This is a genomic window from Asaccharospora irregularis DSM 2635, from assembly GCF_900129815.1.
GTDB lineage: Bacteria > Bacillota > Clostridia > Peptostreptococcales > Peptostreptococcaceae > Asaccharospora > Asaccharospora irregularis.
On the sequence record NZ_FQWX01000004.1, the window covers coordinates 40,742 to 65,312 of the forward strand.

The window sequence follows — 24,571 nt, forward strand, 5'->3', positions numbered from 1 at the left end:
AAAACCACAGGCATATATAATAATATTTGTGAGTGAGAGAAAACTCGAAAAAAGTCGAAAAAAAGACGTATGATCCATTAGCTCAGTCGGTAGAGCACCTGACTTTTAATCAGGGTGTCCCGCGTTCGAGTCGCGGATGGATCACCATTTATGGCCCGTTGGTCAAGCGGTCAAGACACCGCCCTTTCACGGCGGTAACAGGGGTTCGATTCCCCTACGGGTCACCATTTGTGGGATTATAGCTCAGCTGGGAGAGCACCTGCCTTACAAGCAGGGGGTCACAGGTTCGAGCCCTGTTAATCCCACCATTTATATGGCCTGGTAGTTCAGTTGGTTAGAATGCCAGCCTGTCACGCTGGAGGTCGAGGGTTCGAGTCCCTTCCAGGTCGCCAATAAAAACTGTATTATGCTGGTGTGGCTCAATTGGCAGAGCAGCTGACTTGTAATCAGCAGGTTGTAGGTTCGATTCCTATCACCAGCTCCAGTGGAAACTCTTAGATTTTATCTAAGAGTTTTTTTAGTTTAATATAAAATAATTATATAAAAATATACCTTGCAAAACAAGATAGATAGTTTTATAATATATTTATAAAACAGTTCAAGATTATTTTATTTAGCTATCTTGTATTACAACATAGGAGGGTGATGATGAACTCAACTCAAATATTAAAGGGAATATTAGAAGGCTGTTTATTAGCTGTAATATCGGAAGAAGAAGTATATGGATATGAAATGACAAAAAAATTAGAGCTATATGGTTTTAATATGGTTAGTGAGGGAAGTATATATCCTTTACTGATAAGAATGAAGAAAAATGGTTTAGTAAAAACAACAACTAAAGAATCTGATAGTGGACCCAAGAGAAAGTACTATTCTTTGACAGAAGATGGTAAAGAAGAATTAAATTTATTTATAAAAGAATGGAAAAATATTTCTGGTAGTGTAAATAAGTTGCTAGAAAGCAAGTAGGAGGGATTTTATGAGTAATATTTCTAAAGAAGGAGAAAAATTTATTGAGGATTTAAATTTATATCTATTTAGCACAGGTAAAAGTGAACAACAGATAAAGGAATTTATACAAGAGGCAGAGGAACATCTAATTTTAGGAGAAAAGGAAGGAAAGACAATAAAAGATATTTTTGGAGATTCACCAGAGGAGTATGCAAAATCAGTAGCCAAGGAAATTTCATTTGATAAAGTAGATGTATTACAAACAGCATTTATTTTTATTTTGGGATTTGGAGCCTGGATATTTTTAGGGGGGATAGACAATAAAGTATTTACTATGTCTTTAGTTGAGGCAGCAGCTACCCCAATAATCTTTTTAATTACTTTGTTTCTTATATTTTACTCATCTCGAAAATTTGCATTTAAAGATAAGAAATGGACTATATCTTTGTTTGTAATTTTCATATTAAATATAGCTAGCCTAGTAGTTGTAGGATTGATAGGAAGAAGCATGGATCAAACAATAGTTTTAAATAGACTAATAGTAAATTTAATAATAATAATACTTTTTGTAAGTTTATTTATAATTTCAAAAAAAATAGATACATGGATTTTGATGCTTCCTTTTATATGGTATGTAGGAGTTATCATATCGAATTTTACAAGTATAAATCTTGCAGACAATAGTGTACTAAGAATAGTTTCACCAATATTAGGATTAGTTTTTACTGTTTTAGAATCTAAAAGAATGACAAGAGAAAAGGCATAAAACTTAAGATAAATAAAAATTAATGTGCAAATAAAAAGGAATTATAACATCAATAATATTAAATCATGATGTTATAATTCCTTTTTAGAATTACTTGAATCTTTCCCATCTTAGATCGTTCCCTATAAATTCTATGACCCTGAATTTATCCAAGATTCTTGATAAAGTTCTTTGAGTGTATGTTTTTCCTATCTGAGAAGGAGATAAGTTTGTTGATATAATAATTTTCTTGCCCGAGATTAATCTAGTATTAACTATATTAAAGATTTCTCCACTTGTAAATGAATTGTTTAATTCGGTTCCCAAATCATCTATTATTAAAAGGTCACATTCAAACAAATTTTTATAGTTTTCATTACTTGCTTTTGAGTTGTCGTCCCTTCTAAATTTATAATCTTCTATTATTTCTAGTATTTTAAATGATGTCTGGTATATAACAACATATCCCTTATCTAATAAGTCTTTGGCTATGCAATTGCACATATATGTTTTCCCTACACCTGTGGATCCATAGAATAATAAATTTTCGCTATTATCTACATCAAAGTCAAATACAAATTTTTCACAGATAGAAAGTGTATTAAGCATATTTTCTCTAGGAGATATGCCATTATTATTAGATTTATTAGGAGAAAATATATCCAAATTAAAGTTAGAGAAGTTCTCCTGACTTAAAACTTTATCTAAATTAGACATTTTATATGCCTCATTTATTATTTCTTGCTTTAGGCAATTACATTTTTCACCACTAGGCAAGAACCCTTTGTCTTGGCAGTTTTCGCAAGTAAATTTCATTTCTAAGTAGTCATCAGGAAAGCCATAATTATTTAATAATGTACTTTTTGTTAAATTAAGTTCAGCTATTTCATCTTTAGATTTTAATACAATCTCCTCTCTAGATTTTGGGTCTAAAAGGACGGCTTTGGTTAATCTAAGTCCTATTTTAGCGATTTTATTTTCTATATTTTGTATTTCTGGTATTCTTTCATAAACTTCTTTTTTTCTATTCTCTAAACAGAGTTCATTATTATCTCTTCTTTTTTCATATTTTAGAAGTATATCTCTGATTTTACTTTCATTCATTTAATCACCTACCTAAATTTTTCTTTTTGACTTTTTTTGATAATCTCATCTAATTCATCAGGTGTATATTGGGTAAAAGTCTCATTAAAATTATGAAACTTAGTTTTCTTAAAAACATCAGTATTATTATTAGAAGTGTTCTTCTTTTTAACTTTATCTTTTGAATTAAGAAGGTCTTCTGCTTCTTGAAGATCTTTAAGGTTTTTTATGTTAGAATTATTCCAACTTTTAACCACTCCATTTATATAAGATATAGAAGGATTGGATACATTTTTGGATTTTGAGCAAGCTTCTAGTATAACCTCTATATCCATTTGGAATTTGTCAATCCACTCGTCCATAATCTGCTTTTCAGATCTAGATGGTTGCCTTGAAAAGCCTAATTCATTGAAAATCGTTCTATACATCATCTGTCGTTCACTTCTTAATGCGAAACTATCTTTAACATCTTGAGGTGTATATAAGTTGGAATCATACCAATTTCTTATAATTCCTTCTATATATTTAACAGATTTAGAATTTCCAGTTCTTTCTTTTACATGTTCATAAGCACATATTATCATATCAGGACTCATGTTGTACTTGTCCATAATTTCCATAAGAGATATTTTTTCACTAGGATCAAGATATCTACCTACGATTTTGTTTAATGAATTAAACATTTTTCTAATACTAGGATTTTCAGCACTATGAACAATTCTATCTGAACTAGATTTTATAGAAGGTGTATCAATAACTATGTTTTCCATATAAACCCTTTTTAAATCAAGGAATTCTATTGAATAGTTGAATTCATCAGAACCATCGGTTCTATGTATCTTAATTATTTTTTTGCTTTCCCAGAACTCCCATGCCAAGAGAACATCAGATAGCGGGACATTTAAATTTTTAGCTATTGAGTTGTTGTCAAATCTAGGATTTGAACTATAATCACAAGCCTGCTTATACCCCAAAAGATATACTTTTACGTATAACCCGTCCGCCATTGGCATAAATATATCTATGAAGATATTAGGAATAGTGATTTCACCTAAATCTATTTCGTTAATCTCTTTAAAAAACATTTTATCACCTCAGATTAAATTATATCATTTTTGACATTACAATTGGATGCAACCAAAAAAACATCATTTAAAAATTGATGCCCATAAGAATGATTGTAACACAAAAGTATATTTTCAAATTATATCACAAAACAGCTATAAGATTATATTACAAATATTTATTAAAATTATTCATGTAAACAGGAGGGGATAAGTTGGTTATAAATTTTAGTAAAAGAGTGAGAAGGCTAATATGTATTGCAATTTGTGCAGTGTTAATTTTAGGAGGAGGTGTACACTTACTCAGAAACAATAATGAAGTTGTAAAAACCTATGGGCTGCAAAATAACAAAAAAATAAATGAGTATAGCATGGATATAATTTTTGACGATGAAACAAAAAGGGTAATGTGTAACCAAAATGTGAGTTATACAAATAACACAAAAACTAGCTTAGATAAATTATATTTTCATATATATCCAAATGCATTTTTAAGGAAGGAAACTGTTCCATTTGAAAAAAATGAAATGAAGCAGGCCTATCCAAATGGATTCAATGAAGGATATATAGATATAAAAAATATTCTAAATAAAAGTCAAAGGCTAAAGTATGAAGTAAAGGGAGAAAAAAATGATTTATTAGAGATAACTTTAAAAGAAAAATTAAAACCAAATCAAAAAATCTCAATAGATATGAAGTATAATATAAAACTCCCTAATTGTCTAGGTAGGTTTGGATATGGGGAAAATACTATAAATGTCACTAATTGGTTTCCTATAGCTTGTGTGTATGATGAAAGAGGATGGAATTTAAAAGGATATGAAACATTAGGGGATCCTTTTTATAGTGAGACTAGTAATTTTCATATAAAAATGTTGATACCAAGAAAGTATAAATTAAGTTCTACAGGAAAAGTAATTAATGAAAAAAATGATAACGAAAAAACACTTTACGAAATAGAGGCTCTTAAGGTAAGGGATTTTGCATTTATACTAGGTGAAAAGTTTGTTGTAGATAAGACAGATTACAATGGGACTGCAATAAGTACATATAGTTTAAATAAAAAATATGCTAAGACATCTACTAAAATTGCCAAAGACTCAATAGCTATATTTGGTGATTTATTTGGGAAGTATCCATATGATACATACTCAGTAGTAGCAAGTGATTTTTATATTGGTGGTATGGAGTACCCTACGCTTGTTATGATTGATGAAAGTTTATATAGTGATAGAAGTAAATTTTTACTTGAATATGTCATTGCACATGAAACAGCACATCAATGGTGGTATTCAGTTGTAGGAAATGATGAAATAAGTGAACCTTGGCTTGATGAGGCCCTGACAGAGTACTCTACAATACTTTATTTTGAAAAGAAATATGGAAAAGAAACAGCAGATAGGCTTATAAAAACAATGGAAGTACAGTCTAAAAACTATCTGTGTGAAAATATATTTAAGGCAACAAACCAATACAGAAATTCTACAGAATATAGCCTAAATGTATACACAAAGGGAGCTGTTATATTCAATGAGATAAGAAAGGAAGTAGGAGATAAGGTATTTTTTGATACTTTAAAAGAATACTATAGCAAGTATATGTATGAAAATGTAAATGGTGCAAAATTCGCAGAGCTATGGCAAAGTAAGGGAGTAGATATAAATAAAATTATCAGTAAACACAAGTAAATAATAGGTAAAAACTATGCAGGGCGTTAAAAAATATTTAATGTCCTGTTTTTTTGGTATAATATAATTTATGAGCATAGGAAAAAGAGGTGAAAAAATGCTGAAATATTGTTCTATAGGAAGTGGAAGTAGCGGAAATTGTCATTATGTAGGATATAAAGATACCAATATATTGGTAGATGCAGGTTTAAGTGGAAAGAGAATAGCAACAACCCTAAAGGATATAGAGGTTGAGGCTAATAAAATAAAAGGAATATTTATAACACATGAACATTCAGATCATATAAAAGGAGCAGGTATACTTTCTAGAAAATTTGATATACCTATATTTGCAAATATAAAGACATGGTGTTCTATGAAGGACAAGCTAGGTGATATACAAGATAAAAATATGAAAGTGTTTGAAAATGATAAAACATATTCTATTGGGGATATAATAATAAGACCATTTTCAATAGAACACGATGCAGCCGATGCTGTAGGATATAATTTTTATACAGGAAATGATGAAAAAATGTCCATAGCAACAGACATAGGGTGTATAACGGATAATTTAAAAAGACATTTATATAAATCTAAGTTGGTAGTATTAGAATCAAATTATGATCATAATATGCTTATGATGGGGTCATACCCTTATTCTTTAAAAAAGAGGGTAGTATCAAATACAGGACACTTATCCAATGAAGATGCGGCTAATTTTTGTGTAGATTTAATAAAAGAAGGGACAGAATCTATACTTCTAGCCCATTTAAGCAAAGAAAATAATTTTCCAGAGCTTGCATATGAAACATCTAAGGGAATATTATCACAAAATGATATGTTTGTAGGACAAGATGTTAAGTTGGATGTCTTGTTAAGAGATAGTGCCTCTCATGTCTATAATCTTAAATAGAGGAGAAAATAATGAACATAAATATTATTACTGTAGGAAAATTAAAAGAGAAATATTTGAAGTTGGGAATAGATGAATTCAAAAAGAGATTGTCTAAGTACTGTAAACTAGAAATTATAGAATTGGATGATGAGAAGGCCCCAGAAAATCTAAGCGACAAAGAGATGGAAATGATAAAAGATAAAGAAGGAAAGAAGATTCTCGGTAAGGTAAAGGGAAATAGCTATGTTATAGCCCTTGCGATAGACGGAAAGAACTTGTCTTCTGAAGAACTGGCTAGCACTATTGAGAGTTTGGGCGTTAGGGGCAATAGTCATATTACTTTTGTTATAGGAGGATCCTTGGGGCTATCTGATGAGGTTCTAGAGAGAGCTGACTATAAGTTATCTTTTTCTAAGATGACTTTTCCTCATCAGTTGATGAGGCTGATTCTTTTGGAACAGGTTTATAGGGCTTTTAGGATTAATAAGGGAGAACCGTATCACAAGTAGCTGCAAAATTTTTGTTTATTTTTGATAAAGAAGAAATGGGATTAGATTTTCAAATGTTAAAAAAGGAATAAATCCAAGAACTAAAGAAAAAAGAAGAGATACATATCTTGTAGAGATGTTAAGAAATAATAACTTGTCAGAAGTAGATTTTCAAAAAATGAATATGAAAATTTTATCATATGACCTTGATATATAAATATAAAAGGCAAGTAGAGGCTAAAACTACTTGCTTTTTCATTGTAACAATAATTATGAAGTTTAAAATTATTAAAAAAATCTTTATATATAGTATATAAAGGTTGATATTAAGTAATATTTTAAGTTACTATAATAAAAATTAATAAAGTAAGTTTATATAAATGGAGGAGGTTGAGTAATGAAATTTTATTTGGATAAATTGACAGTTGCGTATTGTTTTCAATCAAAAGACTACATATCATTTGAAATATTACCATATGAAAACCCATACTATGATGTTAGAGATATAGAAAATGAAGAGTTAATTTATAGAGATAAATATGTTGATTCATGTATAGATTGTGCTTGTAAAGTATGGAGCAATTGTAATTTTTCAGATAATTTAGCTGTTATATATGAAGACAAATATAATGAGTCTAAAAAAAGAGAAAATGAATTTGTTGAAATGTGTTTGGGGTCTACTGAATGTACTACTTTCCCATTTGAATGGATTGATGATGAAGAAAAATATTATGGAACACGGTATGTTTGGGAAACAAATAGAATAAATATTGAAAAACTTTTTAGAGGGATCATTGTTTCTGATATAGGAGATAATACTGAGCTTGATTGTGCAGTTTATATAATAGATAAAGAAACAGATAATGTATTTTTTCTTTATGATGACAGGGGAATTCATGTATTTTCTAATAATTGCACATTTATAGAAAAGTTAAAGCAAATAAAAATATAATATTTAAATAGTAACTATCAGATATAGAATATAAGGAGGGGTATATGGGTAAATCATGGACTGGATTAAGGAAAGAATTAGAAGAAGAATTTTTATGTGAAAGTTTGAGAGGTCGTGTTCAGTATTTTTTAACACATTATCATGGAGCACCAGATAATTATGGGAGGTTTTGCGTGAGGGTTGATAAAAATGAGTATGCTATGGCAAATCCATATGCATATTATGTGAAGGGATATCCTAATTTAGAATATTTGGCTAAACAGGAACTTGATATTCCAGAGAGAGAATGGATAGATGAAGATTGTTTATATGATGAGAAAAATAAGGTGATTGAAGATGAAGTTGTAAATATATCAATAAATAATGGAGATTTTGATATTTATAACATTACAGATGCAATTAGAGAATATAAAGAATTACCTATCGTGAAAAGTATTGTATCGGAAAATCCAATTGTTAGGATGTTTGCTGTAATGGATAGACGTATAGGAAAAAGAACACTTAAAAAATTAGCCAAAGAAGTTGATACACAACCTAAATGGTTACAATTCTTCTACAAACTACGCTTAGACTCTGAAAATATTTATTATTAAAGTTATTAAATATAGATAATATTATGTACATAAATTTATAAAAATATAGAGTTAGACGATATATATTGTCTAACTCTATATTTTTTGTATAACAAAGATATTTACAAATCAGTCAAATATAAGATGTGAAATCGTACCTTAAAAAGTAAAAATTAATATTGCATTTCAGCGAGCATGTGAAAAAAAGTCTGTAAATTACAAAATTAACAGATTTCTATGATAATATTAAATTATTATACGAGTCTGTTTTACTATGGAAAAAAGAGAAACTAAGTGAAGGAAAGAAAAGTATAATAGGAGGATTAATTGAAGAATATGATATTCAAAGTGCTGAGGATTACAAGATGAATTAAAAGATTTTCTTAGTGGAACAATGCAAAATATTCTTAAAGTGGAGTTGGATATTCAGTATCAAAGGGTGTTATGACAGATTTAGGAACTTTAACTGTAACACCGTCATGTTCAGGGCGAAGCTTTAGTAAAAGCTATTGGACAAAAGATGCTGGAACATATTACTTTTAAACTTGTAGATAATGAATTAATAGAAAATAGAAGTTTTTTGAAACATATCTCAAATCAAATTATGTTATATAAAAAATAGAGTAATTAAAAAATAAAATGCTTAATTAATTCATATCTTAGAACTCAAAAATCTGTTCTAAGATATTTTTTACTAAAAAGCTTTCTTTAGAACTAGTACGGAGAACGAAACATAAGTAAGGGAATGTGTTTTAAAACATAAAAGCGGTATAACTAATAAAAGATACGGCTTTTAATTGAGGAAGAAGTTTTTCTATATATTCTACTAAAGGAACACTATCAGATAAAAGAACAATATTTGTCAGCTTTAAAAGAATATCTTTACATAAGTTTTTTTCAGAATCATTTTTTAGATTAGGTTGATTAAGATAAATAGCTCTTATAGATGATTATATAGATTTAAACTAGTATATAAAATCAATTTATCATGCTTCTAACGAAGAACAAGCTCACCCAACAATGCTTAAAGTAACCGAAAAATGGTCTCTATCTCTTAGAAACTGGCGGAAAGTTTTTTACAGTCTCACTTTACACTATCTATAGTTCCAAAAAACTTAACATATTAATAATAAGCTGTATTCTATCATATATTTTATACTTATTTTGCCACATAATAGGAGTCAATCGACATAATTATTTCTTCGTGTACAATAAGTACCTTGTCTGCATTTTCACCTATAGCCTCATAAACAGTACATTTAGGAAGGTCTCCCTGCTTATTAATTATTGCTATCTTTTTTCCCCTTTTAATATCCTGAAATTTTTCCATAAAATCAGGCTCAGAATAGATTGAATAGTTAATATTATTATATGTAAAACTTTCATCATTATTTCTATTTATATGGGGTAAAAACGGAGAAAATCTCCACAAATAGAATATAAAACAAGCTAGAAATATTGATAGCACAATCAAAATTTTAAAGTTATTATTTTTTTTCATAGTATACTAAATTCACCCTTTCTTAATCATTTACTAATAAAAATAACTAGATAAATGTTTTATTCCTAAACTTAAAAGCAAATATTGCAAAATATAAAATTACAGAAACTAAGAGTGTTAATATGCTTTTTATTGTAGTACTTTTAGCCTCTAAGCTGTAATATTTCCCATTGTTCGCCCATTAATATAGTTTCCATTGTTAAAAGTTCTGCTAAAACTTGAATTATACCCAAAACAAGAACCTACCATAGTAAATACTAATGTACTTGTTATAATTACTATTGACTTTAACTTTTTACTCATCATAATTTCTCCTATATATACCAATAAATTCATTTTTATACGTTAATTACTATAACATAAATTGTAGAAGATATAAAAATAATAATAGATGAAATTAATCTAAGTTTCGACAACAAGATATATTACTATACTATATCTAAACAACTTTTGAGCTATTTTAGTTTTAGTTAGTTATTTTTTTATTGTAAACATAGTAAAAGAAAAGACTAAGGTATCTGGACTTATGGTAAGGGTTCCGGGAAAAGGTACACCAACACTCCACAGCTAATCTATTCAGAGTGAGTATAGGTTTTTCAATAGCATTAGCTGCATTTTTGCCGGTTTATGTAAATACTATTAGGGGTGAAGCGATGTAGATGAAATTCTAATACATGCATCTAGAGTTCTTGGAGCTGTAATGATGGACTTTAGGATGCTTGGAAATGTAGATATTATAATAGTGTGCATGATAGATATTTCAATATGGGGCAGGATTTATGATTTAATTTTACAGGGAGTATTTAAATTTTTAACTCCTTATATTAAGTAGAGATGAATATTATTAAGAGAAACTATGCTTGAAATAAAAGACATCACAGTTGAGTTTGAAAACAATAAAGAGAAAAAAAGAGTTTTGAACTCTACTTACCTAGATATTAAAAAAGGTAAAATAGTAAGTATAATAGGTCCAAGCGGTTGTGGAAAATCTACTTTTTTAAGTGTGATTGGAGGAATAAATACCTATACATTTAATTTTTCAAAAATAACTTAGTAAGCTTACTAAGTTAAAGTTATAATAGTACAATAATCTTTATATATAAAAATAACTAAAAGACTCGCTTAATCAAAATTAGAGTAGATATGTGATATAATAGCCCTTGTAAAAGCATAAAAGTCCAACAAGGTAGCTCTATAAGCAAAATACAAATTATTGGAATAATTATATATTCAAATAACTACAAGTTATTATTAATCAACAGACTTTTGGAGTATAACCAGAAGTAATTTAACTTGTATTAATGCTTGCAATGTCAAACTTATTGCTAGTAAATGGTTAATAGTATAAATAATAATCAGTACATTGGTTGTAATTCTTAATTTTAATATTTAGAAAATTAATTGTATTTAAAAATAAAAAGACATTAAAAATTTAATTTGGAGGAGATGATTATATGAAAAAAATAGCGGTATTAGTACCATGTTATAACGAGGAATTGACTATAAAAGCAGTTATCAATGATTTTAAAAATGTAATTCCAGATGCTGATATTTATGTTTATGATAATAACTCAAAAGATAAAACTGCACAAATAGCAAGAGAAGAGGGAGCTATAGTCGTTAGAGAATATCGCCAGGGCAAAGGCAATGTAGTAAGAAGTATGTTCAGAGACATAGAGGCGGATGTATATATAATGGTCGACGGTGACGATACATATCCTGCTAAGGATGCATATAATGTTGCAAAACTTGTAATGGAAGGAAAGGCGGATATGGCGATAGGGGATAGGCTATCGAGTACGTATTTTACGGAAAATAAGAGACCGTTTCACAATACAGGAAACAGATTGGTTAGAGCTTTGATAAATAAAATATTTAAGAGTGATATAAAAGATATAATGACAGGATGTAGAGCGTTTAATAGAAAATTTGTAAAATCTTTCCCAGTTTTATCTAAAGGTTTTGAAATAGAGACGGAAATGAGTATACATGCATTAGATAAAAGATTTTTAATCGGAGAAGTAGAGATAGATTATAGAGATAGACCGGATGGAAGTCAGTCAAAACTAAACACGTTTAGAGATGGATTTAAAGTACTAAAAACTATATTAAATTTATACAAAGATTACAAACCACTATCATTTTTTGGAAGTATCTCAGCTGTATTATTTATAATAGGTGTATTAGCATTTGTACCTGTATTTTTAGGATTTATAAAAACTGGATTAGTAGCCAAATTCCCAACTTTAATAGTATCAATTGGACTTATGACATCTGCATTGGTATCGTTAGCGTGTGGGTTTATACTAGATACAGTTAAGAAGCACTCAGATCAATTTTATGAAATAGCAATGAATTTATTAGAGAAAGGTGATAAATAATATATGGACTTAGATAAATCAAAAAATATCTTAGGAAAAACTAAAAAATTATCATTTTTATATATTAGCCTGATGGTTATATTTTTATTAACTATGTCTTTATCATATGCTATACCTAATAAAAGCATAATCAACCATACTAGAGAATCGATACCACTACTTAAGTATGAGGGATTGTATCCAAAGGTAATGTCGGATTCTTATTCTAACCAACTAGATAATTTTACTGATTCATGGATGTTGAGTATAGCCATAGGTGGTGACAATAGTCATCCAATAAAGTCTGCACTTGAGAATTCATTTAAAAATGATAAGGAGATTGAGAGTAAAATAGACAACCTAGCTAAAACAATAGATAGTGATAGTGCGAAGCGGGGTTCATACAGTAGATATTGGCATGGATATTTGATAGTTCTTAGACCATTACTAACAAAGTTTAATTACGAGGAGATAAGATACCTAAACTCATTTATGATAATGGCTGTTTTTATGTTGGTTTGCTATTTGATAAAAAGAGAACTTGGGGCTAAATATTCATTTACCTTCCTAATAACTATGATTGCAATAAAGATACTTATAGCTCCTATGTCACTTCAATTTTCAAATATGTTTTATGTAACGTTTTTTAGTATGATAGCAGTACTTATTTATCATAAAAAAATAAAGCAGGATGATTTAAGTATATATACTTTTTTTGCAATAGGTTCTGTAACTAGTTTTATGGATTTATTGACAACACCTATTTTATCATTAGGGATACCATTAATAACATATATTTTGTTGGAAGAAAGTGAAAGTAAATTTATAGAAAACTTTATAAATATAATAAAATTGTCTACTATATGGACATTAGGATACGCAGTAACTTGGGCATCAAAATGGGTATTAGCAAGTATTGTGCTTAGAAGAAACATAATAAAAGAGTCGTTATCACAAATATTGGTTAGGACATCTTCAGTAGCAGCAAATACAGTACTAAATAGACATGAAGTAATACAAAAAAATACAGAGTTAATATTTGATGATTTTACAATAAAGATATTTTTAGCGGCACTTGTTTTATGGCTAGTACTATTAGTTATTTATAAAAAAAATAAAATAATTAATATGATTCCTGTGCTTATAATAAGTGTATATCCATTTATATGGTATTCAGTATTGAAGAACCATTCATATATGCATTTTTGGTTTACTTATAGAAGCTTAGGTGTAACAGTATTTTCATTGTTAACATTTATGGCTTACTCAATAGATACATCGAGGATTAAAAGTATTTTTAAAAAACATGCTAAGAGATAATATATTTAAATTTAATATAGAAATAAGGTAGTTATAGAGTTTGTTAAATGCGAGGGTTAGAGAAATAAAAATTTTAAAATTATATTAAGAAATTAGCACTAATCTTTCCATGAGATAGTGCTTTTTCTATTTATTGAGTAATAGATGGTTACAATATATAATATATATAAAAACCGGAAAGGGCTATACTTATGATTAAAATAAAAAATAGGATTTGCTCAAACAATAAACAACCATCTCTTCTGTTGAGAAAAGAAGCTTTAGATGTTTTTATAATAAAACAAAAAAGAACTTGCTATGATTCGTTCTATCCATTTAAAATATTATCAAAAAATAGATTTGAAAGAATTGATTTTGAACCAATTACTATATTGTACGGAGGAAATGGATCGGGCAAATCAACAGCATTAAATGTTATAGCAGAAAAAACACAGGTAGACAGAGACTCTATTTATAATAAGTCCGATTTTTACTTAGATTATGTTAATATATGTGAAATGTATATTGAAGATAAAATCCCTGAAAATAGTAGAATTATAACAAGCGATGATGTATTTGACTATATGTTAAATATTAGAAATATTAACCAAGGGGTTGATCAAAAAAGAGAAGAACTTTTCAAAGAATATTTAGAAATTAAAGGATCTAGTTTTCAAATGAGTTCTCTAGAGGATTACGATGAATTAAAAAGAGTTAATAATGTTAAAAGTAAGACTCAATCTAAGTTTGTACGTGAAAACTTAATGAATAATGTCAGAGGATATTCTAATGGAGAAAATGCGTTTAGATATTTTAATGAGTATATAGAAAATAAAATTAATAGACAATTAAAGGAATCTAATCAAAAAAATTATGAGGAAAAGTTAATTTTAGAAAATAGGATGAGCAATATAATTTCAATGCTATGTATTGAGAGTAATATTGATAAAAAAGCTGAGTACGAGAAGGAGTATGAGTTAATTTTAACAAAATTAAAAATGTTTAATGATAAAATATAAGTTAAAACTTACTTTAATATTGATTAATTTAATAATTAATATTAAAAATTTTATGACAATTTGAGTATTTATTTACAACTAAATAAAAACATGCTACATTTACTGTATGCACATAAAAAATCTTGGGGCTTAGGAAAACGTTATATTAAAATGTGTAGTTAAGGGGTGGAGTACCTTTAGAAAGCTAAGGGTATTCTTTAAGAACATTAGTTAAAAATTAAACTATTAAAATTTAAGGGGGAAATTAAGAATGGAGAACTTAAAAAATCAAAAATTTGCTACGAAGACAATACACGGAGGGTACAAAAAAGATTCCTCAGGTGCTCTAACAACACCTATTTATCAAACATCTACATTTGTATTTGATAATGCAGAACAGGGTGGAAGAAGATTCGCATTAGAAGAGGGAGGATATATATATACTAGACTTGGAAATCCTACTAATACTCAATTAGAGGAAAAAGTTGCTTTACTTGAAGGTGCAGAAGCTTGTGTATCAACAGCTTCAGGAATAGGTGCAATAACTTCAGCTTTATGGACAGCTTTAAAAGCAGGAGATCATGTAGTTGCAAGTAAAACCTTATATGGATGCACATATGCAATGTTTAACCATGGTATTAGTAGATACGGAGTAGAGATTACTTTTGTTGATGCCGCAAATCTAGATGAAGTAAAGGCTGCTATGAGAGAAAATACTAAAGTTGTTTACTTAGAGACTCCAGCAAATCCAGATTTAAAGTTAGTAGATATAGAGGCTGTATCTAAAGTAGCTCACGAAACAGAGGGATGTATAGTAATGGTTGATAATACTTTCTGTACTCCATACATACAAAGACCGTTAGAATTAGGAGCAGATGTAGTAGTTCACTCAGCTACTAAATATTTAAATGGGCATGGAGATGTTATAGCAGGATTTGTTGTTGGTAAGTTAGACTTTATAAATCAAGTAAGACTATTTGGAATCAAAGATATGACGGGTTCTGTGTTAAGCCCGTTTGATGCATATTTAATAATAAGAGGAATGAAAACTTTACAAATAAGAATGGATAGACACTGTAAGAATGCTATGGAAGTAGCTAAATTCTTAGAATCACATGAAAATGTGACAAAAATTAATTATCCGGGGCTTGAAAGTTTCCCACAATATGAATTAGCAAAAAAACAAATGGATCTTCCAGGAGGAATGATTGCTTTTGAAGTTAAGGGGGGACTAGAATCTGGTAAAAAATTACTTAATTCTTTAGAGTTATGTGTTTTAGCAGTTAGTTTAGGTGATTGTGAAACACTAATACAACATCCTGCCTCAATGACTCATTCTCCATATACACCAGAGGAAAGAGCTGAAGCTGGCATATCTGAAGGTTTAATAAGAATATCAGTTGGATTAGAAGATGTAGAGGATATAATAGCGGACTTAAAACAAGGACTTGATAGATTATAAAAAAGTAAAAGGTTGCTAAAAAATTTGTAGCATAATAAATAGTATATTTAAAACTACCAGGGAAGATATATAATACCTTCTCTGGTAGTTTTACCTTAAATTAATTTAGAAGGGATAGAAAATATGCAAAACGTAAGCAATCAAGTTGAAAATAAAGGTAATGCATTTGCATTACTTCCAATAGGAGTATTTTTAGTTCTATTTTTAGGAAGTGGTATTGTAATAGGAGATTTTTATAAAATGCCTGCATTAACGGCATTTGTAATTGCAGCTGGTGTAGCCTTTATGACTAATCCTAAAGAATCTCTAGATACTAAAATGGAAATATTCTGTAAAAGCGCGGGAGATAGTAATATACTTATAATGCTTGTAATTTTCCTACTAGCAGGAGCATTTGGGAGTGTAGCCAAGGCAATGGGTGGGGTAGATTCAACGGTTAATCTGAGTTTATCAGTTCTGCCTCCCAATCTACTAGTTCCGGGCCTATTTTTAGTAGTTTGCTTTATATCTACATCTATGGGAACATCAGTTGGAACAATCTCTGCATTAACGCCTATAGCATTAGGTATTTCTCAAAAGACTGGAATGCAACTAGAATTACTAGTAGCAATAATAGTAGGGGGAGCCATGGTTGGAGACAATTTGTCTATGATATCTGATACAACCATAGCTGCAGCAAGTACACAAGGTTGTGAATTAAAGGATAAAGTAAAGATGAACTTTCTTGTAGTACTACCAGCGGCATTAGTAAGTCTCATAATAATATCTATAATGTCATCAGGCTACGGGGTTACTTCAGCTGAGGCTGGATCTTATGAGATAATAAAGGTTGTACCATATGTAACTGTTTTAGTAGGCGCTTTATTGGGTGCCAATGTTTTTGTACTTCTTGCCGGTGGGATTTTATTTGCTGGTGCAATAGGTATACTAACAAATGCTATAGATATATGGGGATTTATTGGGGCTGTATCCGAAGGTATGGCTGGAATGCAAGAGTTATGTATATTGGTATTGATAGTAGGAGGAGTAATAGGATTAATAAAATATAATGGCGGTATAGATTTTATACTAAACTTTATAACAAGTAGGATAAAGACAGCAACAGGTGCTAAATTTGGTATAGCGTTACTTGCAAGTGTAATAGATTTATGTACTGCAAACAATACAATAACTATAATAACAGCTGGACCTTTGGCTAAGGATATTGGAGAAAAGTATAATCTTGACCCAAGAAAAATAGCTAGTATGTTAGATATGTTCGCATCGTGTTGGCAGGGAATGATACCTTATGGAGCCCAGGTACTAACAGCTGTTGGAATAGCCGGGGTTTCTTCTGTAGGAATAATAAAATATTTACATTATCCTATGTTATTGCTTATATTCGCGATCATATCTATAACTATAGATTTTTCATTTCTAAAGAAAGGTAAGAGAGCGAGTTAATTTGGACAGTTTAAATAACCTCTACGAGTATTGTGAATACAAAGTACTTGTAGAGGTTTATTTATAAAATAAATAATGTATATATATGTAATATAATAAATAGGGTTTTTATAAATCCTTTTTCAAATAAACCATGTCTACAAGTTGTACTTCACCTTCAAAAATTGGATTATCATAATTATCAATGAAAAAGTTTTTAATGCGAGTATAAATTTTAAAACCGCAGCGTTCATAAAAAGGGATTGTCAAAGGGCTATCTCCAGTGCCCACAATCATCGTTTTGAACTCATCCTTATAATACTCAGATAAATACTCTAATAATCTACTTCCATAGCCTTGTCCTTGATATTTTTTATATGTAGCCAAGTTTTTTATCTCGCATTCATCATTGTTTTCTTTTGTTACAACACAGACTGTTTTAAGATCTCCGTCATACAATGCAAACAATTTTCCTCTATCTAAGTATTTATCAATCATGCTTTCTTGTTCATCACCCAAAAGTAATAGGTCTAAGAAGTCTTTTTTATTTTCTTTTATAATTTTTATTATTTCCATATAATCCTCCCTATAACATATATAATCCTTTATATTTATATATTATTTTTATTATACATTATTTTGAATGGTTGATTATTCACCTATGATATAATGTAATTTATATTAATTAAAATTTTAAGGGAGAAAACTATGAGATTAAATAAGTTTATTAGCTCAACAGGAATGTGCTCTAGGAGACAGGCTGATGAATTAATTAGAGAAAAAAGAGTAACAATTAATGGACAAATTGCAACAGTTGGACAATCTGTAAATATAGATGATAAGGTATGTGTAGATAGAAAGCTTTTAAAACAGAAAAAAAATGATGTATATATTATCTTAAATAAACCAAGGGGTATAACTTGCACAACAGAGCGACATATAGAGGGAAACATAATAGATTTTGTAAATCACTCTGAGAGGATATTTCCAGTAGGCAGATTGGACAAGGACTCCGAAGGATTAATTTTGCTTACAAATGATGGTGATATTGTAAATAAAATTCTAAGAGAAGAAAATAACAAGAAAAAGGAGTATATTGTAACTGTAAACAAACCTATAACACAATCTTTTATAAAGGGAATGGCTAATGGAGTGAAGATATATAATCCTGTAAGAAATGAATATACTATTACAAAAAAATGTGAGTTAGTTAAAATAAAGGATAATACATTCAAAATCACATTGTCCCAAGGGCTAAATAGGCAAATCAGGAGGATGTGCTCACATTTCGGATATAATGTAATAAAGTTAAAGAGGGTTAAAATTATGGACCTAACATTGGGAAATTTAAAGATAGGCGAATGGAGAAATTTAAGCTCTGAGGAAATAGAGAATATTAAGTCTAAACTATCTTAATTTGGGATTACTATAATCATGAAATTGACTTTAAAGGGATATATATAGTATAATTTTGTTAAAATTTGGATAAAAATATATGGGTTATGGAGGATAGAAATGGCATATAAATGGTCAGATGATTTATTGACAGGAAATAAGCAGATTGATACAGAACACAAGGAACTACTAAATGCAATAAATAATTTATTAGATGCTTGCAGTGTAGGCAAAGGTAGAACTGAAGTAGAAAGTACGGTAAAGTTTTTAACGTCTTATACAAAAACACATTTCTCACATGAAGAAGCTTTACAAAGAAAGTACAATTATCCTGATTACAATAATCATAAAAAGGAACATACTCAGTTTATAGAGACTATTGAAGATATACAAAGAAAGCTGCTATCAAATGGTCCGAGTGTTATTTTAGTTGGTGAAGTAAATAGTAAGGTTGCTAGTTGGGTAATTAGACATATAAAAAAAGAGGATGTTAAAGTAGCAAAACATATAAGAGAGAATTCAAAATAATTTTAGAATTTAAATACAAGCCGTATCAAAACTGATACGGCTTTATGGCTATAAACAAACAAAATTAGAATAAGGGAGAACTACGAATGAAAATAGAATTTGAGGTAATGGAAAACGACTATATAAATTTTAATATATATCATCTGGAGAAATCTAAATCTAGAAAAAATACATTCAACTTGCTTAGATTCTTTATACCTATAATATTTTCTATACCAATATATTTTATTGGAACAGGGGTATTCAAGCAACCAAGTCTTTATTGGTTTATAATTTCTATTATATTTATAGCTGGGTGGATTTTAACTTACCCAAAACAGTATAAGAAGTTGGTATCTAAGGAGATTAAGAAAATTTTAAGAGAAGGAGACAATTCTTCTATACTAGGCAAGAAAAGCCTGAATATTGAAGATGGCATTATTACTGTAAAGGGAGAATTTAGTTTAGAAACAATATCATCAGAGAATATTCAAGATATAAGAATTTATGATGATATGATCCTTGTATATGTAGGTGGATTTGTAGCCCATATAATACCAAGGAGATATTTAGATGAGGATAATGAAAAAAATCTTTTAGAAAGTCTGGAAAAAATTAAACATGCTTAGATTATAAATTATTAAATATGACTGGTATATAAACTACTGATGTGATTAATATATAAATTATTATAGATTAATTTGATAAATAAGATTGAACTCATATCCTTTGTGGTAATATAACAGATATATAGTATAGATTCTAGAAATAAAGTAAAAATTAGAGTATATAAATATGTTAAATAAAATAAAAGGAGAATATATATATGAGTAAAGTATTATATATAAAAGCAAATATTAAAGAGGACGGACAATCAAGAACTTTTAGAGTATCAGATAGTTTTGTTGAGGAATATAAGAAAAATAATCCTGAAGATGAAGTAGTAGTATTGGATTTATATAAAGAGAAGATAGATTTTTTAAGACCAGAAGATTTAGGAAAAATATTTGGACCTAAAGATGAAGAAAGTAAAAACCATCAAAAGCTAAAGTATGCATACCAATTTGCAGAGGCTGACAAATATATAATCGCAGCACCTATGTGGAATTTAAGCATACCAGCAATACTAAAGGCTTATATTGATTATGTAAGTGTTACAGGGATAACATTTAAGTATACAGCAGAAGGACCTGTAGGCCTTTTAAATGATAGAAAGGCTGTTCATATAGTATCTAGAGGTGGAGGATATGACAATTCACCTTATGAAATGGGAGATAAATATCTGAGAACTATATTGGGATTCTTTGGAATTAGCGATATAGAGACTATAGCAATAGAAAATGTAGATGTTATGGGTGTAGATGTTGAAAGTAAAGTAGAAGACGGTATAAAAAGAGCCAATTTAATAGCACAAAAATTCTAGTGACTATATAAAAGCCAAATGGAGTGAAAAAAGTACTCTATTTGGCTTTTTATTTGATTTGTTTTGAAGTTGACATAATAATTATATTAAAATATAATTATCGTACAAGATTAATCGTATACGATAATATATTTTTTTATTGTGGATGACAGGAGTGTATAGGATGAACGAGAATCTAAAATTAGAAAATCAACTTTGTTTTAAAATTTATTCTGTATCAAAGAGCATGATTAGGATATATGGTCCATTACTAAAGGAGATAGATTTAACCTATCCACAGTACCTAGCGATGTTGGTTTTATGGGAACACAAGAAACTACCATTTAAGGATATGTGTTTTAAGTTAAAGATGAAAACAGGCACATTGACTCCTATTTTAAGCAAACTAGAAGGAAATGGGTATTTAGAAAGAATTAAGGATGAAAGCGACGATAGGAAAATATATATATCTATAACTCAAAAGGGTTTAGATATAGAGAAAAAAGCTAAAGATATTCCAAAAAAAATAGCAAATGATCTCAATTTTTCAGAGGAAGATTGTCAAAAATATATAAAGGAGTTTGATTATTTAGTGAATAAATTAGACCTTATAGAAAATTATATTAAATAAGATATATAAACAAAAAATAGTTAGAATGTAAATTTTTATTTTGTTATATTAAATATTTCAAGAATAAAGATTGTAGATTATTAGGAGGTACTCAATATGGATATAAAAGATCAATGGATTGAAGCTGTAAATAATCGAACATCAAGAAGGACATATATAGAAAAATCATTAGGACAAAGTCATATCAATGAACTTAACAAATTAATAGATAAAATAAATGAAGAAAGTAGTTTGAATTTTCAATTTTTAGATGATTGTTCTAAGCTTTTTAAGGGTTTTTCTGCATCTTATGGCATGATAAAAGGGCTAAATTCATGTATAGCTATAGTAGGAGATAAAAATATAGAGAACTTTAAGATAAAAGCTGGGTATTATGGTGAAATATTAGTATTAGAGGCTACCAATATGGAGTTGGGAACCTGTTGGATTGGTGGTACCTATGATAGAAAAGAATGTGAAAGGTATATAGATATAAATCAAAACGAGGAATTAATTTGTGTAATAGCTATAGGGAATGTTTTAGAGGATAAAAGCATGAGAGAAAAATTAATATCTAAGATGAATAAGGGAAAAAAATCATTTAGTCAGGTTTTATTAGACAAAGATTGTGATTCAGTGCCAAGTTGGGTTAAAGAGGGGATTAATTTTGTATTGAAATCTCCATCCGCACTAAATAAGCAACCATTTGCATATTCATTTAAGAATAATGAGATAAGAGCTTTCAACATTTCTAAAAAGCATGGATATGAGGAAATAGATTTAGGAATATCTATGTTACACTTTGAATTAGGGGCTAGAAAAGAAAACTATAATGGCAAATGGAATTATATAAACGGAGAAAAAATATTTAAATAATATAGAAATAACTGGTAATCCAAAAATTTTCCACACTAATTTTAGTGTGGTTTTTTATATTAGAAATAAAATAGCAATTTGGGAACAGATTAATTATTTGTTAATTGATATACTTTAATTATCACGTGATAGAAAGTGAGGATATAAGTTGAATTACAGTAAAGTGATATCACAATGTATTGATTTTATCGAGGAAAACATAAAAGATGATTTAACACCAGATTTAATAGCTAGCAAATGCGGGTACTCAACATTTCATTTCTGTAGAATATTCAATATTCATAAAGGAATAACATTAATGGATTATATAAGAAAAAGAAGGTTATCGTTAGCATCATCAGAACTGTTTGATGGAAGAAAAGTAATAGATATAGCCTTAGAGTATGGATTTGATACGCAGAATGGATTTTGCAAGGCTTTTAAAAAGGAGTATGGATTTAGTCCTACCCAGTATATAAAGCGTATGGATGGATATTTTCAAAAACAGTCACTATATAAAATTGGAGGTTATATTATGGATCCTATTATTGTAAAAAAGCCTGCATTCAAGATTGCAGGGTATGGTATAGAAACAAATATTTCTAGTGGAAATTATACTAAAGATGTAGCTTCGTTTTGGGTTAACTATAACGGTGAAAATCTTGAAAGTAAAATGTATGACATTTTGAATCCTAAAAAACATGGAGAGGTTGGATTATGCATACCATCTAACAATCAAAATGGTGATGCTATCTATCTTATGGGAGTTATAGTTGATGATTTTGATCGTGTTACAGAAGATATGATGACAGTAGATATACCTGAGGCGACATATGCAGTATTTACAACTCCGCCAGTTGACACATCAGAAGACGACGAACAAATAATATTTGCAAATGTCATAAAGGAAACTTGGAAATATATATTTGAAGAGTGGTTTAAAGATAGTAAGTATGTATTTGATGAAAGCAAAATGGATTTTGAGTTTTATGATGAGAGATGTCATTGGAGAAAGGATACAGTTATGGATATTTATATCCCTGTGATAGAGAAATAGTTACCACCAAAAATAATTTTATCAAAAATGTTAAATTTAAGGTTTAAATTATTAAATTGTGGTATATAAGTAATAGACAAATTTATGGTAAAAATTTACTTTAATAAGATATAATGATATTATCTTATTAAAATATATAAAATATTACAATATATACTTTGGGGGTAAGAGATATGGCATATAACTGGTCAGATGAATTATTAACAGGAAACAATCAAATAGACACAGAACATAAGGAACTTATAAAAGCAATAAATGATTTACTAGAGGCTTGTAGTGAGGGAAAAGGTAGAGCAGAAATAGAAAAGACAGTTAATTTTTTATCTTCTTATACAAAAATACACTTTGGACGTGAAGAAGTTTTACAAAAAAAATACAATTATCCTGATTATATTAACCACAAGAAGTATCATCAAACTTTTATAGATGCTGTTGAAAGCATACGTAAAAAGATTTTAGCTAATGGTCCAAGTATAGTTATAGTTGGAGAGGTTAATCAAAAGGTTGGAAACTGGATAATTAATCATATAAAAAGAGAAGACGTTAAAGTAGCTGCACATATAAGAAACAATACTAAATAATTGAATAATAAAGTTATCCTAGACCGTATCATGAAAATGATACGGTTTTTTGATTTCTACAATTAAAAAAATATTTTTTTATTATTTGATAGAAATTTGGATTTAAAATCTAATTAATAAGTGTAAGATATCTTACAGGAGGAAAGGGAAATGATAATAGATGAAAAAAACTTTATTAAACAGTTAAAGAAGAAAGATGAAAAAGCTCTAGAATATATCATAGATATATATGGCGGAATTGTAAAAGCTGTTGTAAAAAGGCATATGTACAATATTTTTAATTACCAAGAAGAGTGTATACAAGATGTATTCCTAGATGTTTGGTATGGAATAGACAAGTACGATGATAAAAAGGGAGATTTCAAAAATTGGATAGCTGCAATTACTAAGTATAAGTGCATAATGTATAAAAGAAAACACTTGCCAACGAATTTAAACCAGGATATAGAAGATACTTTGGTTGCAGTTGACGATATTGAGATAGAAATCAAGAAAAAAGAACTAAAAGAAGAGGTGGACAGTTTACTTAGAGGCTTAAAAGAAGAGGATAGAAATATATTTAAGAAATATTATATTGAGGGCAAGACAATAAAAGAAATATCTAAAGATATGAATATCAAGGATGAGAACATATACAATAGGATGTCTAGAGGAAAGAAGAAGATAAGAATTTTATTTAATAAAGATAAATAAAGAGGTGAG

27 protein-coding genes and 5 tRNA genes are annotated in these 24,571 nt (G+C 28.8%); 27 read left to right on the plus strand and 5 right to left on the minus strand.

All coding sequences use genetic code 11. The features are described 5' to 3' along the window. The first annotated feature begins 71 nt into the window (after positions 1–71). The 7 genes from BUB34_RS03100 to BUB34_RS03130 all read left to right on the plus strand — a co-directional run bounded on the left by BUB34_RS03100 (position 72) and on the right by BUB34_RS03130 (position 1,717). Positions 72–147, plus strand: a tRNA-Lys gene (locus tag BUB34_RS03100). 5 nt (positions 148–152) lie between these two features. Beyond that, positions 153–227: transfer RNA gene (locus tag BUB34_RS03105), tRNA-Glu, on the plus strand. A 5-nt stretch (positions 228–232) separates the two neighbouring features. After that, positions 233–308, plus strand: a tRNA-Val gene (locus BUB34_RS03110). Positions 309–315: 7 nt separating this feature from the next. Continuing rightward, positions 316–392: transfer RNA gene (locus tag BUB34_RS03115), tRNA-Asp, on the plus strand. A gap of 16 nt (positions 393–408) precedes the next feature. Further along, positions 409–484: transfer RNA gene (locus tag BUB34_RS03120), tRNA-Thr, on the plus strand. A 164-nt stretch (positions 485–648) separates the two neighbouring features. Further along, complete coding sequence (locus BUB34_RS03125; protein WP_073124150.1) at positions 649–969, plus strand: PadR family transcriptional regulator; 321 nt, start codon at positions 649–651, stop codon at positions 967–969. A 10-nt stretch (positions 970–979) separates the two neighbouring features. Continuing rightward, positions 980–1,717 (plus strand): hypothetical protein, encoded by a 738-nt coding sequence (locus BUB34_RS03130; protein WP_073124152.1) that lies wholly within the window; start codon positions 980–982, stop codon positions 1,715–1,717. A 90-nt stretch (positions 1,718–1,807) separates the two neighbouring features. Here the strand turns inward: BUB34_RS03130 and BUB34_RS03135 are convergent, their stop codons facing one another. Next, the gene (locus BUB34_RS03135) at positions 1,808–2,800 is read right to left on the minus strand and encodes an ATP-binding protein (protein WP_073124154.1); all 993 of its coding nucleotides are present in this window, start codon (positions 2,798–2,800) and stop codon (positions 1,808–1,810) included. An 8-nt stretch (positions 2,801–2,808) separates the two neighbouring features. Then, complete coding sequence (locus tag BUB34_RS03140; protein WP_073124156.1) at positions 2,809–3,864, minus strand: DnaD domain protein; 1,056 nt, start codon at positions 3,862–3,864, stop codon at positions 2,809–2,811. A 194-nt stretch (positions 3,865–4,058) separates the two neighbouring features. Here BUB34_RS03140 and BUB34_RS03145 point away from each other — a divergent pair, with 194 nt between their 5' ends. The 5 genes from BUB34_RS03145 (at position 4,059) to BUB34_RS03165 (ending at position 8,441) form a co-directional block, all read left to right on the plus strand. Beyond that, on the plus strand, positions 4,059–5,531 hold the full coding sequence (locus BUB34_RS03145) for a M1 family metallopeptidase (protein WP_073124158.1): 1,473 nt from the start codon (positions 4,059–4,061) through the stop codon (positions 5,529–5,531). A gap of 97 nt (positions 5,532–5,628) precedes the next feature. Continuing rightward, positions 5,629–6,426, plus strand: a complete 798-nt coding sequence (locus tag BUB34_RS03150; RefSeq protein WP_073124159.1) for an MBL fold metallo-hydrolase — start codon at positions 5,629–5,631, stop codon at positions 6,424–6,426. Positions 6,427–6,437: 11 nt separating this feature from the next. Further along, the gene (gene rlmH / locus BUB34_RS03155) at positions 6,438–6,917 is read left to right on the plus strand and encodes a 23S rRNA (pseudouridine(1915)-N(3))-methyltransferase RlmH (RefSeq protein ID WP_073124161.1); all 480 of its coding nucleotides are present in this window, start codon (positions 6,438–6,440) and stop codon (positions 6,915–6,917) included. 376 nt (positions 6,918–7,293) lie between these two features. Continuing rightward, positions 7,294–7,848 (plus strand): DUF3885 domain-containing protein, encoded by a 555-nt coding sequence (locus BUB34_RS03160; protein WP_073124163.1) that lies wholly within the window; start codon positions 7,294–7,296, stop codon positions 7,846–7,848. Positions 7,849–7,892: 44 nt separating this feature from the next. Further along, positions 7,893–8,441: an SF0329 family protein gene (locus BUB34_RS03165; protein WP_073124165.1), complete on the plus strand. Its 549-nt coding sequence runs from the start codon at positions 7,893–7,895 to the stop codon at positions 8,439–8,441. Between the two features lie 1,138 nt (positions 8,442–9,579). Here BUB34_RS03165 and BUB34_RS03170 read toward each other — a convergent pair. Together BUB34_RS03170 and BUB34_RS13200 are read right to left on the minus strand one after the other, a co-directional pair. Continuing rightward, positions 9,580–9,921: a hypothetical protein gene (locus tag BUB34_RS03170; protein ID WP_073124166.1), complete on the minus strand. Its 342-nt coding sequence runs from the start codon at positions 9,919–9,921 to the stop codon at positions 9,580–9,582. 150 nt (positions 9,922–10,071) lie between these two features. Continuing rightward, positions 10,072–10,224: a hypothetical protein gene (locus tag BUB34_RS13200; protein ID WP_159430049.1), complete on the minus strand. Its 153-nt coding sequence runs from the start codon at positions 10,222–10,224 to the stop codon at positions 10,072–10,074. A gap of 553 nt (positions 10,225–10,777) precedes the next feature. Here BUB34_RS13200 and BUB34_RS03175 point away from each other — a divergent pair. The 6 genes from BUB34_RS03175 (at position 10,778) to BUB34_RS03200 (ending at position 17,483) form a co-directional block, all read left to right on the plus strand. After that, the gene (locus BUB34_RS03175; RefSeq protein ID WP_073124168.1) at positions 10,778–10,975 is read left to right on the plus strand and encodes an ATP-binding cassette domain-containing protein; all 198 of its coding nucleotides are present in this window, start codon (positions 10,778–10,780) and stop codon (positions 10,973–10,975) included. Positions 10,976–11,375: 400 nt separating this feature from the next. Then, on the plus strand, positions 11,376–12,302 hold the full coding sequence (locus BUB34_RS03180) for a glycosyltransferase family 2 protein (protein ID WP_073124170.1): 927 nt from the start codon (positions 11,376–11,378) through the stop codon (positions 12,300–12,302). A 3-nt stretch (positions 12,303–12,305) separates the two neighbouring features. Further along, positions 12,306–13,601, plus strand: a complete 1,296-nt coding sequence (locus tag BUB34_RS03185; RefSeq protein ID WP_073124172.1) for a hypothetical protein — start codon at positions 12,306–12,308, stop codon at positions 13,599–13,601. Positions 13,602–13,792: 191 nt separating this feature from the next. Beyond that, complete coding sequence (locus tag BUB34_RS03190) at positions 13,793–14,599, plus strand: ATP-binding cassette domain-containing protein (RefSeq protein ID WP_242948816.1); 807 nt, start codon at positions 13,793–13,795, stop codon at positions 14,597–14,599. Positions 14,600–14,849: 250 nt separating this feature from the next. Next, entirely contained in the window at positions 14,850–16,040 is a 1,191-nt protein-coding gene (gene megL / locus BUB34_RS03195; RefSeq protein WP_073124174.1) for a methionine gamma-lyase, read from the plus strand. 123 nt (positions 16,041–16,163) lie between these two features. After that, positions 16,164–17,483, plus strand: a complete 1,320-nt coding sequence (locus tag BUB34_RS03200) for a Na+/H+ antiporter NhaC family protein (protein ID WP_073124176.1) — start codon at positions 16,164–16,166, stop codon at positions 17,481–17,483. A 108-nt stretch (positions 17,484–17,591) separates the two neighbouring features. Here the strand turns inward: BUB34_RS03200 and BUB34_RS03205 are convergent, their stop codons facing one another. Then, a complete protein-coding gene (locus BUB34_RS03205) occupies positions 17,592–18,038 on the minus strand; it encodes a GNAT family N-acetyltransferase (protein WP_073124178.1) in 447 nt (148 codons plus the stop codon). A gap of 132 nt (positions 18,039–18,170) precedes the next feature. Between BUB34_RS03205 and BUB34_RS03210 the strand changes: the two genes are divergently transcribed. The 9 genes from BUB34_RS03210 to BUB34_RS03250 all read left to right on the plus strand — a co-directional run bounded on the left by BUB34_RS03210 (position 18,171) and on the right by BUB34_RS03250 (position 24,562). Then, the gene (locus tag BUB34_RS03210; RefSeq protein ID WP_073124180.1) at positions 18,171–18,878 is read left to right on the plus strand and encodes a pseudouridine synthase; all 708 of its coding nucleotides are present in this window, start codon (positions 18,171–18,173) and stop codon (positions 18,876–18,878) included. A gap of 99 nt (positions 18,879–18,977) precedes the next feature. Then, positions 18,978–19,385 carry a bacteriohemerythrin gene (locus BUB34_RS03215; RefSeq protein WP_073124182.1) on the plus strand — a complete coding sequence of 136 codons (408 nt, stop codon included), beginning with the start codon at positions 18,978–18,980 and terminating at the stop codon, positions 19,383–19,385. Positions 19,386–19,471: 86 nt separating this feature from the next. Continuing rightward, positions 19,472–19,993 carry a YcxB family protein gene (locus BUB34_RS03220; protein ID WP_073124184.1) on the plus strand — a complete coding sequence of 174 codons (522 nt, stop codon included), beginning with the start codon at positions 19,472–19,474 and terminating at the stop codon, positions 19,991–19,993. 197 nt (positions 19,994–20,190) lie between these two features. Next, positions 20,191–20,787: an FMN-dependent NADH-azoreductase gene (locus BUB34_RS03225; protein ID WP_073124186.1), complete on the plus strand. Its 597-nt coding sequence runs from the start codon at positions 20,191–20,193 to the stop codon at positions 20,785–20,787. A 163-nt stretch (positions 20,788–20,950) separates the two neighbouring features. After that, positions 20,951–21,397, plus strand: a complete 447-nt coding sequence (locus BUB34_RS03230; protein WP_073124188.1) for a MarR family winged helix-turn-helix transcriptional regulator — start codon at positions 20,951–20,953, stop codon at positions 21,395–21,397. Between the two features lie 96 nt (positions 21,398–21,493). Then, entirely contained in the window at positions 21,494–22,252 is a 759-nt protein-coding gene (locus BUB34_RS03235) for a nitroreductase family protein (RefSeq protein WP_073124190.1), read from the plus strand. A gap of 148 nt (positions 22,253–22,400) precedes the next feature. Beyond that, the gene (locus BUB34_RS03240) at positions 22,401–23,288 is read left to right on the plus strand and encodes an AraC family transcriptional regulator (protein WP_073124192.1); all 888 of its coding nucleotides are present in this window, start codon (positions 22,401–22,403) and stop codon (positions 23,286–23,288) included. A gap of 173 nt (positions 23,289–23,461) precedes the next feature. Beyond that, on the plus strand, positions 23,462–23,869 hold the full coding sequence (locus BUB34_RS03245; protein WP_073124194.1) for a bacteriohemerythrin: 408 nt from the start codon (positions 23,462–23,464) through the stop codon (positions 23,867–23,869). Positions 23,870–24,019: 150 nt separating this feature from the next. Next, positions 24,020–24,562 carry a sigma-70 family RNA polymerase sigma factor gene (locus BUB34_RS03250; RefSeq protein WP_073124196.1) on the plus strand — a complete coding sequence of 181 codons (543 nt, stop codon included), beginning with the start codon at positions 24,020–24,022 and terminating at the stop codon, positions 24,560–24,562. Positions 24,563–24,571: the final 9 nt, after the last annotated feature.

What these genes read in the sequence shown, in the direction of transcription:
- BUB34_RS03170 (WP_073124166.1), bottom strand. Translation starts at nt 9,921, where the DNA reads ATGAAAAAAAATAATAACTTTAAAATTTTGATTGTGCTATCAATATTT.
- BUB34_RS03235 (WP_073124190.1), top strand. Translation starts at nt 21,494, where the DNA reads ATGGATATAAAAGATCAATGGATTGAAGCTGTAAATAATCGAACATCA.
- BUB34_RS03160 (WP_073124163.1), top strand. Translation starts at nt 7,294, where the DNA reads ATGAAATTTTATTTGGATAAATTGACAGTTGCGTATTGTTTTCAATCA.
- BUB34_RS03125 (WP_073124150.1), top strand. Translation starts at nt 649, where the DNA reads ATGAACTCAACTCAAATATTAAAGGGAATATTAGAAGGCTGTTTATTA.
- BUB34_RS03140 (WP_073124156.1), bottom strand. Translation starts at nt 3,864, where the DNA reads ATGTTTTTTAAAGAGATTAACGAAATAGATTTAGGTGAAATCACTATT.
- megL (WP_073124174.1), top strand. Translation starts at nt 14,850, where the DNA reads ATGGAGAACTTAAAAAATCAAAAATTTGCTACGAAGACAATACACGGA.
- BUB34_RS03215 (WP_073124182.1), top strand. Translation starts at nt 18,978, where the DNA reads ATGGCATATAAATGGTCAGATGATTTATTGACAGGAAATAAGCAGATT.
- BUB34_RS03220 (WP_073124184.1), top strand. Translation starts at nt 19,472, where the DNA reads ATGAAAATAGAATTTGAGGTAATGGAAAACGACTATATAAATTTTAAT.
- BUB34_RS13200 (WP_159430049.1), bottom strand. Translation starts at nt 10,224, where the DNA reads ATGAGTAAAAAGTTAAAGTCAATAGTAATTATAACAAGTACATTAGTA.
- BUB34_RS03225 (WP_073124186.1), top strand. Translation starts at nt 20,191, where the DNA reads ATGAGTAAAGTATTATATATAAAAGCAAATATTAAAGAGGACGGACAA.
- BUB34_RS03150 (WP_073124159.1), top strand. Translation starts at nt 5,629, where the DNA reads ATGCTGAAATATTGTTCTATAGGAAGTGGAAGTAGCGGAAATTGTCAT.
- BUB34_RS03210 (WP_073124180.1), top strand. Translation starts at nt 18,171, where the DNA reads ATGAGATTAAATAAGTTTATTAGCTCAACAGGAATGTGCTCTAGGAGA.
- BUB34_RS03185 (WP_073124172.1), top strand. Translation starts at nt 12,306, where the DNA reads ATGGACTTAGATAAATCAAAAAATATCTTAGGAAAAACTAAAAAATTA.
- BUB34_RS03135 (WP_073124154.1), bottom strand. Translation starts at nt 2,800, where the DNA reads ATGAATGAAAGTAAAATCAGAGATATACTTCTAAAATATGAAAAAAGA.
- BUB34_RS03165 (WP_073124165.1), top strand. Translation starts at nt 7,893, where the DNA reads ATGGGTAAATCATGGACTGGATTAAGGAAAGAATTAGAAGAAGAATTT.
- BUB34_RS03180 (WP_073124170.1), top strand. Translation starts at nt 11,376, where the DNA reads ATGAAAAAAATAGCGGTATTAGTACCATGTTATAACGAGGAATTGACT.
- BUB34_RS03190 (WP_242948816.1), top strand. Translation starts at nt 13,793, where the DNA reads ATGATTAAAATAAAAAATAGGATTTGCTCAAACAATAAACAACCATCT.
- BUB34_RS03175 (WP_073124168.1), top strand. Translation starts at nt 10,778, where the DNA reads ATGCTTGAAATAAAAGACATCACAGTTGAGTTTGAAAACAATAAAGAG.
- BUB34_RS03205 (WP_073124178.1), bottom strand. Translation starts at nt 18,038, where the DNA reads ATGGAAATAATAAAAATTATAAAAGAAAATAAAAAAGACTTCTTAGAC.
- BUB34_RS03250 (WP_073124196.1), top strand. Translation starts at nt 24,020, where the DNA reads ATGATAATAGATGAAAAAAACTTTATTAAACAGTTAAAGAAGAAAGAT.
- BUB34_RS03245 (WP_073124194.1), top strand. Translation starts at nt 23,462, where the DNA reads ATGGCATATAACTGGTCAGATGAATTATTAACAGGAAACAATCAAATA.
- rlmH (WP_073124161.1), top strand. Translation starts at nt 6,438, where the DNA reads ATGAACATAAATATTATTACTGTAGGAAAATTAAAAGAGAAATATTTG.
- BUB34_RS03200 (WP_073124176.1), top strand. Translation starts at nt 16,164, where the DNA reads ATGCAAAACGTAAGCAATCAAGTTGAAAATAAAGGTAATGCATTTGCA.
- BUB34_RS03230 (WP_073124188.1), top strand. Translation starts at nt 20,951, where the DNA reads ATGAACGAGAATCTAAAATTAGAAAATCAACTTTGTTTTAAAATTTAT.
- BUB34_RS03130 (WP_073124152.1), top strand. Translation starts at nt 980, where the DNA reads ATGAGTAATATTTCTAAAGAAGGAGAAAAATTTATTGAGGATTTAAAT.